Origin of the sequence: Streptomyces sp. NBC_01235 (genome assembly GCF_035989285.1) — a bacterium.
Classification (GTDB): Bacteria; Actinomycetota; Actinomycetes; order Streptomycetales; family Streptomycetaceae; genus Streptomyces.
Genome location: NZ_CP108513.1, coordinates 6779765 through 6793620, shown reverse-complemented (window position 1 = coordinate 6793620; position 13856 = coordinate 6779765). Strand labels below are relative to the sequence as shown.

Below are 13856 nucleotides of genomic sequence, written 5' to 3'. Positions count from 1 at the left end.
GCTTACTTACCCGCCTTTCCGACCTTGCGGCGGATGACTTCGCCCTCGTACTTGACACCCTTGGCCTTGTACGGGTCGGGCTTGCGCAGCTTGCGGATGTTGGCCGCAACCTCGCCGACCTTCTGCTTGTCGATGCCCTCGACCGAGAACCGGGTGGGGTTCTCGACCTTGAAGGAGATTCCCTCGGGGGCCTCGACGGTGATCGGGTGGCTGTAACCGAGCGCGAACTCGAGGTTCGAGCCCTTCGCGGTCACGCGGTAACCGACACCACTGATCTCGAGCTTCTTCACGTAACCCTGGGTCACGCCGGTGATCATGTTCGCCACCAGCGTGCGGGACAGGCCGTGCAGGGCCTTGCTCTGACGCTCGTCGTTGGGGCGGGTGACGTTCAGAACGCCGTCCTCACCCTTGGCGATCTCGATCGGCGCAACGACGGTGTGGGTCAGCGAGCCCTTGGGGCCCTTGACCGAGACCGTCTGGCCGTCGATGGTGACGTCCACGCCGGCGGGAACCGTGATAGGGAGCTTGCCAATGCGCGACATAGCTGTTTCCTCCGTTCCCTTCCGCTACCAGACGTAGGCGAGAACTTCTCCGCCTACGCCCTTCTTGCCGGCCTGCTTGTCGGTGAGGAGACCGTGCGACGTGGAGATGATCGCCACGCCGAGGCCACCGAGCACCTTGGGCAGGGAGGTGGACTTCGCGTAAACCCGGAGACCGGGCTTGGAGATCCGCTTGATGCCCGCGATGGAGCGCTCACGGTTCGGGCCGAACTTGAGCTCGAGAACGAGGTTCTTGCCGACCTCGGCGTCCTCGACCTTCCAGCCCGTGATGAAGCCCTCCTGCTGGAGGATCTCCGCGATGTGAGACTTGATCTTCGATGCCGGCATCGTCACGGAGTCGTGGTACGCCGAGTTCGCGTTCCGCAGACGCGTAAGCATGTCTGCGATCGGATCAGTCATGGTCATGAATTGGCCTGTGGCCTCTCTCGCCGGGGTTTCCTGGTGCGCCATCCCTCTCCCCGATCCGAGACGGGACGGGTGCGGCGCGGTGGACCTACGGCGTAGTAAGTCGTACGGGCGTCAGGCGCCCAACCCTCCTAGCCTAAGCCATGGAGGGACGGGCACCTGACCACTGCCCTTTACTTACCGAGAGCCTCTGGAACCCTTATAAGGGGGTTTACCAGGAGCTCTTGGTCACGCCCGGCAGCTCGCCGCGGTGAGCCATCTCACGAAGGCACACACGGCAGAGGCCGAACTTGCGGTACACGGAGTGCGGACGACCGCAGCGCTGGCAGCGGTTGTAAGCGCGCACAGCGAACTTGGGCTTACGAGCAGCCTTAGCGATCAGAGCCTTCTTCGCCATCTCGCTCACGCCTCCTTGAAGGGGAAGCCGAGGTGACGAAGGAGCGCACGGCCCTCAGCGTCGTTGGTCGCCGTGGTGACCACGGTGATGTCCATACCCCGGACGCGGTCGATCTTGTCCTGGTCGATCTCGTGGAACATGACCTGCTCCGTGAGACCGAAGGTGTAGTTGCCACGGCCGTCGAACTGCTTGGGGGACAGGCCGCGGAAGTCGCGGATGCGCGGGAGCGCGAGCGACAGGGTGCGGTCCAGGAACTCCCACATGCGGTCGCCACGAAGCGTGACGTGGGCACCGATCGGCTGACCCTCACGCAGCTTGAACTGCGCGATGGACTTGCGGGCCTTGGTGACGGCCGGCTTCTGACCGGTGATCGTGGTGAGGTCGCGGATGGCGCCCTCGATCAGCTTGGAGTCGCGGGCGGCGTCGCCCACACCCATGTTGACCACGATCTTGACGAGGCCGGGGATCTGCATGACGTTCTCGTAGGAGAACTCTTCACGCAGCTTGCCCGCGATCTCCTCGCGGTACTTCGTCTTCAGACGCGGAGTCGTGGTGGTAGCCATCAGATGTCCTCACCCGTCCGCTTGGCAACGCGGATCTTGTTGCCCTCGTCGTCGAAGCGGTAACCGACGCGCGTGACGACCTTGTTGCCGTCCTTCTCCACGACCAGCTGAACGTTGGACACGTGGATCGGGGCCTCGGTGGTCACGATGCCGCCGGCCTGCGAGCCCTTGGCCGTCGGACCGGCCTTCGTGTGCTTCTTGACCCGGTTGACACCCTCGACCAGGACGCGGTCCTCGCGGGGGAAGGCCGCGATGACCTTGCCCTGCTTGCCCTTGTCCTTACCGGTGATGACCTGGACCAGGTCGCCCTTCTTGATCTTCATGCTTACAGCACCTCCGGAGCCAGCGAGATGATCTTCATGAACTTCTTCTCGCGCAGCTCCCGGCCGACCGGGCCGAAGATGCGGGTGCCACGAGGGTCGCCGTCGTTCTTCAGAATGACAGCGGCGTTCTCGTCGAAGCGGATGTACGAGCCGTCCGGACGGCGGCGCTCCTTGACGGTGCGAACGATGACCGCCTTGATGACGTCACCCTTCTTCACGTTGCCGCCGGGGATCGCGTCCTTGACGGTGGCGACGATGACGTCACCGATGCCCGCGTAGCGGCGACCGGAGCCACCGAGCACACGGATGCAAAGGATTTCCTTCGCACCAGTGTTGTCGGCGACGCGCAGTCGCGACTCCTGCTGGATCACGTCTATCTCCTGTTTGTCTGCCGGTTCCCCGGGAGCCGCTCAGCGAGCGGCTCCCGGAGCCTGGCGGAACTGTCCTGCGGGTTTGCCCGCAGGCGTACTTTTGGAATTCCCTTGCGGGAATTACCTACTTGGCCTTCTCGAGGATCTCGACGATGCGCCAGCGCTTCGTCGCGGACAGCGGCCGGGTCTCCGCGAGGAGGACACGGTCGCCGACGCCTGCGGCGTTCTGCTCGTCGTGGGCCTTGAGCTTGTTCGTACGGCGGATGACCTTGCCGTACAGCGCGTGCTTCACGCGGTCCTCGACAGCGACGACGACGGTCTTGTCCATCTTGTCGCTGACGACCAGACCCTCACGGGTCTTGCGGAAGCCGCGGGCCTCTGCAGTCTGCTCAGTCACGTTGTTCTCACTCATCAGGCGCTCTCCACCGTCTCGATGCCCAGCTCGCGCTCACGCATCAGGGTGTAGATCCGCGCGATGTCCTTACGGACGGCCTTGAGCCGACCGTGGTTCTCGAGCTGACCCGTCGCCGCCTGGAAGCGGAGGTTGAACAGCTCTTCCTTGGCTTCGCGAAGCTTCGCCAGAAGCTCCTCGTCACCCAGTTCGCGCAGCTCGGACGCCTTGGTACCGGCCGACATCACGCTTCACCTGCCTCGCGCTTGACGATCCGGCACTTCATCGGCAGCTTGTGGGCTGCGCGAGTGAGGGCCTCACGGGCGATCTTCTCGTTGGGGTAGGACAGCTCGAACATGACCCGGCCCGGGTGCACGTTCGCGATCCACCACTCGGGAGAACCCTTACCGGAACCCATGCGGGTCTCGGCAGGCTTCTTCGTCAGCGGGCGGTCCGGGTAGATGTTGATCCAGACCTTGCCGCCACGCTTGATGTGGCGGGTCATCGCGATACGGGCCGCCTCGATCTGGCGGTTGGTCACGTACGCCGGCGTGAGGGCCTGAATGCCGTACTCGCCGAACGAGACCGTCGTACCGCCCTTGGCCTGACCACGGCGCTTCGGGTGGTGCTGCTTGCGGTGCTTGACCCTACGGGGGATCAGCATGTCGGTCAGGCCTCCGTTCCGGTGCTCTCAGCCGGAGCGGCAGCCGGAGCCTCGGCCTTGGGGGCCTCGGCAGCGGGAGCCTGCTGCGGCTTACGACCGCGACCGCCACGCTCGCCACCGCGGCCACCACGGGCCGGGCGGTCAGCGCCACCACGGGCCGGGCGGTTGCCGGCGCGGGCAGCGGCGTTCTCGGCGCGGACCTCGGCGATGTTCTTGACGTCGCCCTTGTAGATCCAGACCTTCACACCGATGCGGCCGAAGGTCGTCTTGGCCTCGAAGAAGCCGTAGTCCACGTTCGCGCGGAGCGTGTGCAGGGGCACACGGCCCTCGCGGTAGAACTCCGAGCGGGACATCTCGGCGCCGCCGAGGCGGCCACCGCACTGGATCTTGATGCCCTTGGCGCCCGCCTTCATCGCCGACTGCATGCTCTTACGCATGGCGCGACGGAAGGAGACGCGGGAGGAGAGCTGCTCGGCGACGGCCTGGGCCACCAGCTGAGCGTCGACCTCGGGGTTCTTGACCTCGAGGATGTTCAGCTGGACCTGCTTCTTGGTCAGCTTCTCCAGGTCGCCGCGGATACGGTCGGCCTCGGCGCCGCGGCGGCCGATGACGATGCCCGGACGCGCGGTGTGGATGTCGACGCGGACACGGTCACGGGTGCGCTCGATCTCAACCTTCGAGATGCCGGCGCGCTCCATGCCGGACGTCATCATCCGACGGATGGCGACGTCTTCTCCGACGTATTCCTTGTACGACTTGTCGGCGTACCAACGGGACTTGAAGTCCGTGGTGATGCCGAGCCGGAACCCATGCGGGTTAACCTTCTGGCCCATTACCGGGTCCCTTCCTTGCTGCTGACGACCACGGTGATGTGGCTGGTCCGCTTGCGGATCCGGTAGGCGCGGCCCTGGGCGCGCGGACGGAACCGCTTCAGGGTCGGGCCCTCGTCGACGTACGCCTCGGAGATGAAGAGGCTGTCGGCGTCAGTGTGGTCGTAGTTGTGCGCGGCGTTGGCGATGGCGCTGTCCAGCACCTTGCCGACCGGCACGCTCGCGGCCTGCGGGGCGAAACGCAGGACCGCCTGAGCCTCCGTGGCGTCCATGCCACGGATAAGGTCCACCACCCGGCGGGCCTTCATGGGCGTGACGCGGATGTACCGCGCCTGGGCCCTGGCTTCCATGGTTGTCCTTCCAGTGTCTGTCATGGTCATTCCACCCCGCTACTAGCGGCGCTTCGACTTCCGGTCGTCCTTGACGTGACCCCGGAAGGTGCGCGTCGGCGAGAACTCGCCGAGCTTGTGGCCGACCATCGACTCGGTGACAAACACCGGAATGTGGGTCTTGCCGTTGTGCACCGCGATCGTGTGGCCCAGCATGCTGGGAATGATCATCGAGCGACGGGACCAGGTCTTGATGACGTTCTTGGAACCGGCTTCGTTCTGGGCGTCCACCTTCTTCACGAGGTGGTCGTCGACGAAGGGCCCCTTCTTGAGACTGCGCGGCATCTAAACCCGCTCCTAGCGCTTCTTGTTCGTCTTGCGGCGGCGGACGATGTACTTGTTCGAAGCCTTCTTCGGCGAACGAGTACGACCCTCCTTCTGACCCCAGGGGCTGACCGGGTGGCGACCACCGGAGGTCTTGCCCTCACCACCACCGTGGGGGTGGTCAACCGGGTTCATCGCCACACCGCGAACGGTCGGGCGGACGCCCAGCCAGCGCTTGCGGCCGGCCTTGCCCCAGTTGATGTTGCTCTGCTCGGCGTTGCCGACCTCGCCGACCGTGGCGCGGCAGCGCTGGTCGACCAGGCGGATCTCACCGGACGGCATGCGGAGGTGGGCCATCGAGCCCTCCTTCGCGAGCAGCTGCACGGAGGCACCGGCGGAGCGGGCGAACTTGGCGCCGCCACCCGGACGGAGCTCGATCGCGTGGATCGTGGTACCGACCGGGATGTTGCGGAGCGCCAGGTTGTTGCCCGGCTTGATGTCGGCCCCGGGACCGTTCTCGACGCGGTCACCCTGCTGCAGGTTGCGCGGGGCGAGGATGTAGCGCTTCTCGCCGTCGGCGTAGTGCAGCAGCGCGATGCGCGCGGTGCGGTTGGGGTCGTACTCGATGTGCGCGACCTTCGCCGGCACGCCGTCCTTGTCATGGCGACGGAAGTCGATGACACGGTAGGCGCGCTTGTGTCCGCCACCCTGGTGGCGAACGGTCACACGACCGGAATTGTTACGGCCGCCCTTGCTGTGCAGGGGGCGAACCAGCGACTTCTCCGGCGTGGACCGCGTGACCTCGACGAAGTCGGCGACGCTGGAGCCACGACGGCCCGGCGTAGTCGGCTTGTACTTGCGGATTCCCATTTCTCAGTCCTCGTCCGATATCGGACGATCCGGACCGCCGTCAGGCGGTCGGACCGCCGAAGATGTCGATACGGTCGCCCTCAGCGAGGGTCACGATCGCGCGCTTGGTGGCGGCACGCTGACCGAAACCGGTCTTCGTGCGCTTGCGCTTGCCGATGCGGTTGATCGTGTTGACCCCGGTGACCTTGACCGAGAAGACCGCCTGGACGGCCTGCTTGATCTGGGTCTTGTTGGCGTTCGGGTCGACGATGAACGTGTACTTGTTCTCGTCGAGGAGCGCGTAGCTCTTCTCCGACACGACCGGCTTCAGCAGCACGTCACGGGGGTCCGTGTACGCCTTGCTGGGCGCGGTGACGACGGTGTTCTTGCCCTCGGCCTCGTGGCGCTTCGCCTTGGCGACGCGCGCGGCCTTGGCGGCCTTGGCCGCCTTGGAGGCGATGCTCGGGTGACGCGTAGCCATCAGGCGTCACTCCCTTCGGTGTCGTTGGCCTTGTTCGGGCCGGACACGAAGGACTCAAGAGCGGCCTGGGTGAAGACCACGTCGTCCGAGACGATCACGTCGTACGTGTTCAGCTGGCCCGGCTCCAGGATGTGCACCTGGGGCAGGTTGCGGGCGGACAGCCACGCGGCCTCGTCGGCACGGTCGACGACCAGGAGCAGGTTCTTGCGCTCCGAGATCTTGCCGAACAGCGTGCGAGCGGCCTTCGTGGAAGGAGCCTCGCCCTCGATCACGCCGGTGACGACGTGAATGCGGTTGTGACGGGCCCGGTCGGTGAGGGCGTGACGCAGGGCGGCAGCCTTCATCTTCTTCGGGGTCCGCTGCGAGTAGTCACGCGGCTGCGGGCCGTGGACGACGCCACCGCCGGCGAACTGCGGCGCGCGGGTCGAGCCCTGGCGCGCACGGCCGGTGCCCTTCTGACGGTAAGGCTTCTTACCGCCACCGCGAACCTCGCCGCGGGTCTTGGTCTTGTGCGTGCCCTGACGGGCAGCGGCGTTCTGCGCGACGACGACCTGGTGGATCAGCGGGATGCTGACCTTCTCCACGCCGAAGATCTCCGCGGGGAGCTCGACGCTACCGGTCTTCTCGCCGGCAGGCGAAAGGATGTCAACAGTGCTCATCGGTTACCTCAGGCCCCCTTGGCCGCGGTGCGGACCAGGACGAGGCCGCCGTTCGGACCGGGGACGGCGCCCTTGATGAGCAGCAGACCCTTCTCCGCGTCAACGGCGTGGACGGTCAGGTTCTGGGTGGTGACACGCTCGTTGCCCATGCGACCCGCCATGCGGAGGCCCTTGAACACGCGGCCCGGGGTGGCGCAGCCACCGATGGAACCGGGCGAGCGGTGCTTGCGCTGGGTGCCGTGTCCGGCGCCGAGGCCCTTGAAGTTGTGACGCTTCATGACACCGGCGAAGCCCTTGCCCTTGCTCTTGCCGGTCACGTCGACCTTCACGCCGGCCTCGAACACCTCAGCGGTGATCTCCTGGCCCAGCGTGTACTCGGAGGCGTCCGCGGTGCGGATCTCGACGAGGTGGCGACGGGGGGTGACGTCGGCCTTGGCGAAGTGACCCTTGAGGGGCTTGTTCACCTTGCGCGGGTCGATCTCGCCGAAGGCGATCTGGATCGACTCGTAGCCGTCACTGTCATTCGTGCGGACCTGGGTCACGACGTTGGGGCTGGCCTTGACGACGGTGACCGGAACAACACGGTTGTTCTCGTCCCACACCTGCGTCATGCCGAGCTTCTCGCCCAGGATGCCCTTGATCTGCTTAGCCATTCTCAGATCACCGACCCCTAGAGCTTGATCTCGATGTCGACACCGGCCGGGAGGTCGAGTCGCATCAGAGAGTCAACGGTCTTGGGCGTCGGGTCGAGGATGTCGATCAGGCGCTTGTGCGTGCGCATCTCGAAGTGCTCGCGCGAGTCCTTGTACTTGTGCGGCGACTTGATGACGCAGTACACGTTCTTCTCAGTGGGCAGCGGCACCGGGCCCGCGACCGACGCACCAGTGCGGGTCACCGTCTCGACGATCTTCTTCGCCGAGCTGTCGATGACCTCGTGGTCGTAGGCCTTGAGCCGGATGCGGATCTTCTGTCCCGCCATGGCTACTCAGTAGTCCTGTTCTCTTCTAACGCTCTGGAACCGGGTGTTCCGTTACTCGATCCTCCGACCCACGCGGTCGGGTGTGTCGCGCTCTCGCCAGACACAGATGCCCCTTGTTCGAACATCCCTACTGGGAAAGCACGGCCCTTCCGGAACCGCAAGCCGGGGACGAAAGGCCCACCGGGTGCCTGGTCGGCGCTGCACTGACACTTCCCGGAAGATTCCCGTACGTCCGCCCCAGCGCTGCCATCAGGCAGTTAGGGCGACGAGTACTGTGGGACTCGCTTCCGGTCCTCCCGGCGGGAGGCGCGCAGCATCAACACTCGACCGAGCAACTCCGACAGTCTGCCATATGGGGCAGGGGCCTGGCCAATCGGGCCGGAGAGAATACCCCCGGAGTGACGTAGGTCAAACGCGGGGCGCGGTGAGCCGCTCCTCCAGTGCCTCGTCATAGGCCCGGAGCCCGGCTTTCCCCCACTCCGGGGCGTCGGAGCCGGGCCGCAGGATGCCGGGGAGACGGGCGACCCGCCACATCCGGAAGACGTCCCGCGGGCCGCTTTCACCGCCGTCTTCGGCGAGCCGACACGCGGCGGCCAGGACGTCGACGATCTCCCCCGCCGCCGACCGGGGTGCCGTACCGCCCGCGACGGCGGCGTTGATCAGTGCGTCCAGAAAGGCGGTCAGCTGGAGATCGGCGCCCATCCGGCACATGCGGCGCACGAGAACGGGGTCCTCGAGCTTCTCGACGGGCTCCGGGACTCCGGTGAGGCCGGCCGACCAGAGGAGCAGCGAGGGCGCAGGCACCTCGTGCTCCCGGAGGTACCCCAGCTCGTCGGCGACGGCCATGCCGGCATCGCCGAACCGGCAGACGGACCGGACGCCGTCCAGCACGCGGGTCACGTCACCCTGCCGCCGTTCGACGAACGCCTCCACGGACACCTCGGGCAGCCGCCAGGTCCGGGTCGCGTTCACGGCCCCGATCTCCACGACGCCCCCGAACGGAGCGAAGACCCCACGGGCCAGGCGGTCCTCCCGCAGGGGGTCACCTGTCACCCAGTCCCTCAACTTCAGCACCGCACGCGCGAGTTGCCGCTCGCCCGGTACCGACAGATGTTCGGAACGCACCTCCCCGTCCGTCGCGTCCGCGAGATCCAGCTCCGCCTCACCCGTGTCCCACACGCTCAGCTGTCCCAGCCGCTCGGGGCCGTCGACGCTGAGACACACGACGTGCTTGTTCCGTCCGTCGTCGGGCGAGTCGTGCCGGGCGACGGCGAAGCGGGCGGGGTCGAGTTCGTTGCGCAGGCGCAGATGCCAGGCGCGCACGCTGTCGAGAACCGTCACGCATCCCTCCGAGGTGAGTAGCCGACGCCGGCGGGATGAGTACGGCTCCCGATGCCGTGGGCCGTGCGGCGCTGATGAGGTGGTCCCATGACGACGCAGAACGCTACGCCGCGGGGCCACGCCGACCACAGGACCTGGTGGAGGGCTCCCCTGGTGGCCTCCGCGCTCGGCCTGCCGGTCCTCGCGCTGGAGTACAGCGTGATCCGGTCAGAGGCCGGCGGAATGGACCAGTACGGAGCGGTGATCTACTGGGCCCTGGCCCTGTTCACGCTCGCCTGGGTCCTGCCGCACCGCCGCTCTCTTCGGATGCCTCGCATCCTGGCAGCGGGCGCGGCACTGTTGATCACGCTCTTTCCGGTGGGACTCCTGGTGCTACTCGCCGCGATGGTGAATACCTGACGTTTACATCACGAAGCCCGCCCAGGCGGCCGCGGCGACACGGAAGGCGGGGCCGTCGGTGAGCTTCGAATCACGGACGTGGACGGGTGGCTCGTGCTGTACGTCATCGCCGACACCCTCCACATCGAGGTCACGGACACGCGCGGTGACCGGATGCCGTGCCTTCAACCGGCCGACGGTCACGGCGAGTCGGGCCGCGGGCTGCTCCTCGTGGACGCGCTCGCCGACCTTTGGGGAGTAGCGGAGATGCGTCCGCGCAAGACGGTGTGGGCCGAGGTCGTACTCCCACCGGAACCCGACGCGTCGCGCTTCGGTGCCTCGTGCTGCGACGCGAGGGGCGCTCTCTTTCCAAGGACCACGACGGTGAAAGAACCCGACCAAGCCCCACCCCTCCCGCCCGCTGCGCAAACTCACTCCCGCGAGTGAATATGCCAACTGGAGTGGATTTGGGGCGGGTTGCCTGCCCTACGCTCGGCGCAGCATCACCACCACACAACCGCAGACATGCGACGGCCCCCGCCGGGACTGCAATCCCAATGCGAGGGCCTGACCACCGAGGAAGAGGAAAGCTTCCCGATGGATACGCAAAACCCTAGCGCGCCCTCATGCGCCGAGTCCCGTAACACGGGCAAGAACCACCCCCACGCGGGCGGACTCACCCACGACAACGCCCGCCACACCACCCGCTTCACGGTGATCGGCAACCACCTCGCCCAGCACGGGGAGTTGTCCCTCCTGGCGATCGGACTGGGCGTCCACATCCAGTCGCTGCCCAAGGGCGCCCGGGTCGACATCAAGACCCTCACCGCCCGCTTCCCCGAGGGCGCGACCCGGATCGCCGCCGCCCTGCGCGAACTGGAGTCCCACGGCTACCTCCGCCGCGAACGCTCCCGCATCCCCGGCGGACGCATCGTCACGCGCACGGTCTCCTGCAACCAGCCCGGACGCCACGGCAGCGTGCCCGAGCCCGCCAGGCCGCCCGCCCGACGCCCAGCCCCGGACAGCCGCCCACCCCGCAAGAAACTCCCGGCGGTCCCCCAGCCCGCCTACCCCGCCCCCACCCTCCTCCAGACGGCAACCGACGTCCTCGCCGGCCTGCGCCGCCACGACCCCCGCCTCCTCCTCTCCGCCACCGACGCCGACCACCTCGCCCCCGGCGTCGCCGCCTGGCTGGAACGCGACGTCACCCCCACCACCGTCCGCCACGCCCTCACCGCCGACCTCCCCGAGGACCCCCTGCGCCGCCCAGCAGCCCTCCTCGCCCACCGCCTGGCCGCCCAGCTCCCACCCCTCCCGCCGTACCGGGCCCCCGCCCCGCCTCCTGCCGTCCGGCACCGCCCCCAGACCTGCGAAGACTGCGACAAGGTCTTCCGCGCGCCCGAACCAGGCCACTGCCGTGACTGCCGCCGCAATCTCCCGGAGGCCGCCTAGCATGAACGTGACGATCCTTGCCCCTGGGCACAGACGACGAGGAGAGAGCGCCATGACCATCGCCTCGAAGAACGCGCAGCAGGGCGCCTCCCACCGGTACCGCGCCATGCGGGACTTCGTGCAGTCCACGGACGACACGGTGCCTGGCAAATTCGAGATCACCAAGGAAGGGATCGTTCACGACATGATGGCGCCCGTCGGGCCTCACGAGCTCACCGTGCTGCGCGTTCGGAAGCGCCTGGAAAAGGTGATGCCGGAGGAGATCGTGGCTCATACAGGTGAGCCGGACGTGGAAGGCGAATCCGAAGGCATCATGCGTCGCCCCGACGTGATGGTGATCGCCGAGGCGGACATGGAGATCGAGGGAACCTTCGATCCCCGTACGATCTGCGCCGCCGTCGAGGTCGTCTCCCGCTCCAACCCTGACAACGACTGGGTCGGCAAGATCCGCGACTACCCCCTCCTCGGCATCCCCGTCTACGCCATCTTCGACCCCCGCACGGGCGAGGGCGCGGTCCTCACCGACATCCACCCCACACCCGACGGCCCCCGCTACGCGACCCGCAAGGACTTCGTCTACGGCGAGGACGTCACCATCGTCGACTGGACGATCTCCACTGAGGGACTCCCCCGCTACCCCGCCTGATAAGCCCCTACCCCACACTCCGCACCCGCACGAACGCCCTCTCCAGCCCCCGCTTCACCACCCCCGCCACCGGCCGTTCCACGAACCGGTGCACCGCCCAGCTCAGCGCCAGGAACCCGGCCGGCACCACCGCCACCAGCAGCCGCGCGTCCATCTGGTCCCGCAAGCGGTTGATCACCGCCGTGCCCGCCGCGTAGTGCATCAGGTACAGGGGATACGTAAGGCTCCCGGCCGTCACCAGCCACCGCCACCGGATGCGGTCCGTGTAGCCGAGCGCCACCGCGACCATCACCAGCAGGAACACGGTGAAGATCAGCACCGCGCCCCGCCAGCCGGACACGTGCTCGACCTCGTCGATGCGGTCGCCCAGTTCCTTCTGGGCCATCAGCCAGGCCATGCCGAGGATGCCCCACAGCAGCAGATCCTGGCCGAAGCGGTGCATCAGGTAGAGGGCGAGGCCGGCGATGAAGTACCAGGCCCCCTCCGGGGCGGCCATCAGCTCCAGCGGCGGGAAGTCCGCCACCGGCGCCAGCATCGCCGCCGCACCCCACACGCAGCAGAACACCACCACCCGGCGGTACGTCAGGCCCATCCGCACGACCACCAGGAAGAGAAGGTAGAAGCGCAGCTCCGACCAGAGCGTCCAGTACACGCCGTCGACGTTGCGGACCCCCGAACCCGACTGGAGCATCGTCAGGTTGAGCAGCACGTCCCGCGGGCGCACACGCTCCCACACGCCCGGCACCGCCGCCAGCACCCCCGTCGTGAACAGGACCGCGAACCAGTACGCGGGGTAGAGGCGGATCACCCGCGACACGAAGAACTGCCTCGGTGTCCGGCCCCAGCACGACATGCAGATCACGAAGCCGCTGATCACGAAGAAGATCTCGACGCCGATCCAGCCGTAGGCCGCCACGTGGAACACCGTCGGCATGATGTCCGACACCGGGCGGTCCCAGATCAGGTTGTCCGGCGTGTTCGCGCGGCGGGTGCCGGCGTAGTGGTGGAGGGCCACCATGAGCGCCGCCAGCAGACGGATGCCGTCGACGGCGTGGAGCCGGCGAGAGCGCTCGCTGCCCTGCCGGGCGGTGGCGGCGGGCTGGGGCAGCACGGCGAGTGGGGGCAGCGGCTGCGCACCGCGTGTGAGAGCCAAGCCAGTCATCCTCGTCGGTGGGTCCGGGTCCGCCCGATGGGTACCGATCGGACAGATTACGGCCGCCACAATCACCACACAGGGAGCAGATGGGGGCAATCCGCGCACCCGGCCCGCAAGGTTGACCGACCCCTCGTCGGCCCGTCGCGCAGGGTTCGCCGACACTTCACCCGACGACCACGACAGAGGACGACAAACAGATGACTTCGACGATTCGAGTGAGCCCATGAGCGACAACGTCCTCTCGGTCATTCCGACCGACCCCCGCTGGCAGCCCGACGAGGCCGCCGCCGACCGCGCCGCCGCACTGCTGGCCCGTCTCGTTCCCGAGGACCACGGCGGCTTCGACATCGAGATCGACGTCGACTGGTACGACACCGTCATGGCCGTGGACTGCGGTGAGAACCTGGAGCGGATCGGCTGTCCGCGCTGCGGTGCGACCATCGCCGACGAGTGGTACGGCGATCTCCTCGAGGCCCACTGCGACGACGGCTTCGCCACCCTCGATGTGAAGGTCCCCTGTTGCGGGGCCGCGACCTCGCTGGACGCACTGCAGTACGACCGGCCCTGCGGCTTCGCGCGTTTCGAGATCGCCGTCTGGAATCCGGACCGGGAGCCGTTCGACGACGGCGAGCTGGCCGATCTCGGCAAATCGCTCGGGCACCCCGTGCGGCAGGTCCTCGCCCGCATCTGACCCCCTACCGCCCCCCGGGCCGGCCCGCCCGCCCATGCGAAAGGGCCCGTACGACCGGAGTCGTACG

Annotated in this window: 24 protein-coding genes; 4 read left to right on the top strand and 20 right to left on the bottom strand. The window is 67.4% G+C overall.

Going from position 1 to position 13856, the window contains the following annotated elements:
- Positions 1–2: 2 nt before the first annotated feature.
- From rplF to OG289_RS30475, 18 genes are all read right to left on the bottom strand, one after another.
- The gene (gene rplF / locus OG289_RS30560) at positions 3–542 is read right to left on the bottom strand and encodes a 50S ribosomal protein L6 (protein WP_057602881.1); all 540 of its coding nucleotides are present in this window, start codon (positions 540–542) and stop codon (positions 3–5) included.
- A gap of 24 nt (positions 543–566) precedes the next feature.
- The gene (rpsH, locus tag OG289_RS30555) at positions 567–965 is read right to left on the bottom strand and encodes a 30S ribosomal protein S8 (RefSeq protein ID WP_013001411.1); all 399 of its coding nucleotides are present in this window, start codon (positions 963–965) and stop codon (positions 567–569) included.
- A 211-nt stretch (positions 966–1176) separates the two neighbouring features.
- Positions 1177–1362, bottom strand: a complete 186-nt coding sequence (locus OG289_RS30550) for a type Z 30S ribosomal protein S14 (protein WP_030890724.1) — start codon at positions 1360–1362, stop codon at positions 1177–1179.
- 5 nt (positions 1363–1367) lie between these two features.
- Positions 1368–1925: a 50S ribosomal protein L5 gene (gene rplE / locus OG289_RS30545; RefSeq protein WP_030788262.1), complete on the bottom strand. Its 558-nt coding sequence runs from the start codon at positions 1923–1925 to the stop codon at positions 1368–1370.
- The gene (rplX, locus tag OG289_RS30540; RefSeq protein ID WP_030039760.1) at positions 1925–2248 is read right to left on the bottom strand and encodes a 50S ribosomal protein L24; all 324 of its coding nucleotides are present in this window, start codon (positions 2246–2248) and stop codon (positions 1925–1927) included. The genes rplE and rplX overlap by 1 nt, the downstream gene beginning before the upstream one ends.
- 2 nt (positions 2249–2250) lie before the next feature.
- Entirely contained in the window at positions 2251–2619 is a 369-nt protein-coding gene (gene rplN / locus OG289_RS30535; RefSeq protein WP_003992364.1) for a 50S ribosomal protein L14, read from the bottom strand.
- Between the two features lie 124 nt (positions 2620–2743).
- Entirely contained in the window at positions 2744–3031 is a 288-nt protein-coding gene (rpsQ, locus tag OG289_RS30530; RefSeq protein WP_079660412.1) for a 30S ribosomal protein S17, read from the bottom strand.
- On the bottom strand, positions 3031–3255 hold the full coding sequence (gene rpmC / locus OG289_RS30525; protein ID WP_003998824.1) for a 50S ribosomal protein L29: 225 nt from the start codon (positions 3253–3255) through the stop codon (positions 3031–3033). Before rpmC ends, rpsQ begins: the two co-directional genes overlap by 1 nt.
- Positions 3255–3674 (bottom strand): 50S ribosomal protein L16, encoded by a 420-nt coding sequence (gene rplP, locus OG289_RS30520; protein ID WP_006140905.1) that lies wholly within the window; start codon positions 3672–3674, stop codon positions 3255–3257. The genes rpmC and rplP overlap by 1 nt, the downstream gene beginning before the upstream one ends.
- A gap of 5 nt (positions 3675–3679) precedes the next feature.
- On the bottom strand, positions 3680–4507 hold the full coding sequence (gene rpsC, locus OG289_RS30515; RefSeq protein ID WP_327317256.1) for a 30S ribosomal protein S3: 828 nt from the start codon (positions 4505–4507) through the stop codon (positions 3680–3682).
- The gene (rplV, locus tag OG289_RS30510) at positions 4507–4854 is read right to left on the bottom strand and encodes a 50S ribosomal protein L22 (protein WP_003974262.1); all 348 of its coding nucleotides are present in this window, start codon (positions 4852–4854) and stop codon (positions 4507–4509) included. The genes rpsC and rplV overlap by 1 nt, the downstream gene beginning before the upstream one ends.
- 42 nt (positions 4855–4896) lie before the next feature.
- On the bottom strand, positions 4897–5178 hold the full coding sequence (rpsS, locus tag OG289_RS30505) for a 30S ribosomal protein S19 (RefSeq protein WP_069770399.1): 282 nt from the start codon (positions 5176–5178) through the stop codon (positions 4897–4899).
- A 12-nt stretch (positions 5179–5190) separates the two neighbouring features.
- Positions 5191–6027 (bottom strand): 50S ribosomal protein L2, encoded by an 837-nt coding sequence (gene rplB, locus OG289_RS30500; RefSeq protein ID WP_030788280.1) that lies wholly within the window; start codon positions 6025–6027, stop codon positions 5191–5193.
- Positions 6028–6067: 40 nt separating this feature from the next.
- The gene (rplW, locus tag OG289_RS30495; protein WP_327317255.1) at positions 6068–6487 is read right to left on the bottom strand and encodes a 50S ribosomal protein L23; all 420 of its coding nucleotides are present in this window, start codon (positions 6485–6487) and stop codon (positions 6068–6070) included.
- On the bottom strand, positions 6487–7146 hold the full coding sequence (gene rplD, locus OG289_RS30490; protein WP_057584679.1) for a 50S ribosomal protein L4: 660 nt from the start codon (positions 7144–7146) through the stop codon (positions 6487–6489). The genes rplW and rplD overlap by 1 nt, the downstream gene beginning before the upstream one ends.
- Before the next feature lie 8 nt (positions 7147–7154).
- Positions 7155–7799, bottom strand: a complete 645-nt coding sequence (gene rplC / locus OG289_RS30485) for a 50S ribosomal protein L3 (RefSeq protein WP_327317254.1) — start codon at positions 7797–7799, stop codon at positions 7155–7157.
- A gap of 17 nt (positions 7800–7816) precedes the next feature.
- A complete protein-coding gene (gene rpsJ / locus OG289_RS30480) occupies positions 7817–8125 on the bottom strand; it encodes a 30S ribosomal protein S10 (RefSeq protein WP_003948644.1) in 309 nt (102 codons plus the stop codon).
- Positions 8126–8533: 408 nt separating this feature from the next.
- On the bottom strand, positions 8534–9466 hold the full coding sequence (locus tag OG289_RS30475; protein ID WP_327317253.1) for a hypothetical protein: 933 nt from the start codon (positions 9464–9466) through the stop codon (positions 8534–8536).
- Between the two features lie 87 nt (positions 9467–9553).
- Here OG289_RS30475 and OG289_RS30470 point away from each other — a divergent pair, with 87 nt between their 5' ends.
- Complete coding sequence (locus OG289_RS30470; RefSeq protein WP_327317252.1) at positions 9554–9865, top strand: hypothetical protein; 312 nt, start codon at positions 9554–9556, stop codon at positions 9863–9865.
- 3 nt (positions 9866–9868) lie between these two features.
- Here the strand turns inward: OG289_RS30470 and OG289_RS30465 are convergent, their stop codons facing one another.
- On the bottom strand, positions 9869–10033 hold the full coding sequence (locus OG289_RS30465; protein ID WP_442818978.1) for a DUF397 domain-containing protein: 165 nt from the start codon (positions 10031–10033) through the stop codon (positions 9869–9871).
- Between the two features lie 408 nt (positions 10034–10441).
- Here OG289_RS30465 and OG289_RS30455 point away from each other — a divergent pair, with 408 nt between their 5' ends.
- Together OG289_RS30455 and OG289_RS30450 are read left to right on the top strand one after the other, a co-directional pair.
- Positions 10442–11296, top strand: a complete 855-nt coding sequence (locus tag OG289_RS30455; protein WP_327317250.1) for a helix-turn-helix domain-containing protein — start codon at positions 10442–10444, stop codon at positions 11294–11296.
- A 52-nt stretch (positions 11297–11348) separates the two neighbouring features.
- Positions 11349–11942 (top strand): Uma2 family endonuclease, encoded by a 594-nt coding sequence (locus OG289_RS30450; RefSeq protein WP_327317249.1) that lies wholly within the window; start codon positions 11349–11351, stop codon positions 11940–11942.
- A gap of 7 nt (positions 11943–11949) precedes the next feature.
- Here the strand turns inward: OG289_RS30450 and OG289_RS30445 are convergent, their stop codons facing one another.
- Positions 11950–13104: an acyltransferase family protein gene (locus tag OG289_RS30445; RefSeq protein WP_327317248.1), complete on the bottom strand. Its 1155-nt coding sequence runs from the start codon at positions 13102–13104 to the stop codon at positions 11950–11952.
- Positions 13105–13321: 217 nt separating this feature from the next.
- Here OG289_RS30445 and OG289_RS30440 point away from each other — a divergent pair, with 217 nt between their 5' ends.
- Positions 13322–13789 carry a hypothetical protein gene (locus OG289_RS30440; protein WP_327317247.1) on the top strand — a complete coding sequence of 156 codons (468 nt, stop codon included), beginning with the start codon at positions 13322–13324 and terminating at the stop codon, positions 13787–13789.
- Positions 13790–13856 lie beyond the last annotated feature (67 nt).

What these genes read in the sequence shown, in the direction of transcription:
- OG289_RS30455 (WP_327317250.1), top strand. Translation starts at nt 10,442, where the DNA reads ATGGATACGCAAAACCCTAGCGCGCCCTCATGCGCCGAGTCCCGTAAC.
- rpsQ (WP_079660412.1), bottom strand. Translation starts at nt 3,031, where the DNA reads ATGAGTGAGAACAACGTGACTGAGCAGACTGCAGAGGCCCGCGGCTTC.
- rplB (WP_030788280.1), bottom strand. Translation starts at nt 6,027, where the DNA reads ATGGGAATCCGCAAGTACAAGCCGACTACGCCGGGCCGTCGTGGCTCC.
- OG289_RS30440 (WP_327317247.1), top strand. Translation starts at nt 13,322, where the DNA reads ATGAGCGACAACGTCCTCTCGGTCATTCCGACCGACCCCCGCTGGCAG.
- rpsJ (WP_003948644.1), bottom strand. Translation starts at nt 8,125, where the DNA reads ATGGCGGGACAGAAGATCCGCATCCGGCTCAAGGCCTACGACCACGAG.
- rpsS (WP_069770399.1), bottom strand. Translation starts at nt 5,178, where the DNA reads ATGCCGCGCAGTCTCAAGAAGGGGCCCTTCGTCGACGACCACCTCGTG.
- OG289_RS30550 (WP_030890724.1), bottom strand. Translation starts at nt 1,362, where the DNA reads ATGGCGAAGAAGGCTCTGATCGCTAAGGCTGCTCGTAAGCCCAAGTTC.
- rplW (WP_327317255.1), bottom strand. Translation starts at nt 6,487, where the DNA reads ATGGCTACGCGTCACCCGAGCATCGCCTCCAAGGCGGCCAAGGCCGCC.
- OG289_RS30450 (WP_327317249.1), top strand. Translation starts at nt 11,349, where the DNA reads ATGACCATCGCCTCGAAGAACGCGCAGCAGGGCGCCTCCCACCGGTAC.
- rplV (WP_003974262.1), bottom strand. Translation starts at nt 4,854, where the DNA reads ATGGAAGCCAGGGCCCAGGCGCGGTACATCCGCGTCACGCCCATGAAG.
- rpsH (WP_013001411.1), bottom strand. Translation starts at nt 965, where the DNA reads ATGACCATGACTGATCCGATCGCAGACATGCTTACGCGTCTGCGGAAC.
- rplE (WP_030788262.1), bottom strand. Translation starts at nt 1,925, where the DNA reads ATGGCTACCACCACGACTCCGCGTCTGAAGACGAAGTACCGCGAGGAG.
- rplD (WP_057584679.1), bottom strand. Translation starts at nt 7,146, where the DNA reads ATGAGCACTGTTGACATCCTTTCGCCTGCCGGCGAGAAGACCGGTAGC.
- rpmC (WP_003998824.1), bottom strand. Translation starts at nt 3,255, where the DNA reads ATGTCGGCCGGTACCAAGGCGTCCGAGCTGCGCGAACTGGGTGACGAG.
- rplC (WP_327317254.1), bottom strand. Translation starts at nt 7,799, where the DNA reads ATGGCTAAGCAGATCAAGGGCATCCTGGGCGAGAAGCTCGGCATGACG.
- rplF (WP_057602881.1), bottom strand. Translation starts at nt 542, where the DNA reads ATGTCGCGCATTGGCAAGCTCCCTATCACGGTTCCCGCCGGCGTGGAC.
- OG289_RS30470 (WP_327317252.1), top strand. Translation starts at nt 9,554, where the DNA reads ATGACGACGCAGAACGCTACGCCGCGGGGCCACGCCGACCACAGGACC.
- rplX (WP_030039760.1), bottom strand. Translation starts at nt 2,248, where the DNA reads ATGAAGATCAAGAAGGGCGACCTGGTCCAGGTCATCACCGGTAAGGAC.
- rplP (WP_006140905.1), bottom strand. Translation starts at nt 3,674, where the DNA reads ATGCTGATCCCCCGTAGGGTCAAGCACCGCAAGCAGCACCACCCGAAG.
- OG289_RS30445 (WP_327317248.1), bottom strand. Translation starts at nt 13,104, where the DNA reads ATGACTGGCTTGGCTCTCACACGCGGTGCGCAGCCGCTGCCCCCACTC.
- rpsC (WP_327317256.1), bottom strand. Translation starts at nt 4,507, where the DNA reads ATGGGCCAGAAGGTTAACCCGCATGGGTTCCGGCTCGGCATCACCACG.